Raw genomic sequence first — 257 nt, 5'->3', positions numbered from 1 at the left:
CTATTACCGTTAAAATAAAAGGGATATTGATCAATACTTCTGCATAGCTTTTGGGCTAACTGCCTTGCTTGAGTAAGATTTTTTTGGTTAAGGAAAATAGCAAACTCTTCTCCGCCAATTCGAGCGGTAATGCCTGCTTCAAAAAACAATTCGTTAATATGTTGTGCAATCCACTTTATTGCTTCGTCGCCAGTTTCATGGCCATATTGGTCGTTCACTTGTTTAAAAAGATCGATGTCGAGCATAATTAACGACAC

At 37.7% G+C, this 257-nt stretch carries 1 protein-coding gene; it reads right to left on the bottom strand.

Going from position 1 to position 257, the window contains the following annotated elements:
* Positions 1-257, bottom strand: a 257-nt coding sequence (locus tag AAEY93_RS20840; RefSeq protein ID WP_351079601.1) for a GGDEF domain-containing protein, incomplete at both ends; no start/stop codon positions are given.

Origin of the sequence: Shewanella sp. CAL98-MNA-CIBAN-0140 (assembly GCF_040309905.1) — a bacterium.
Classification (GTDB): Bacteria; Pseudomonadota; Gammaproteobacteria; order Enterobacterales; family Shewanellaceae; genus Shewanella; species Shewanella psychromarinicola.
Note: the sequence above shows the minus strand (reverse complement) of the source record. Positions and strands in the feature narration are given on the sequence as shown.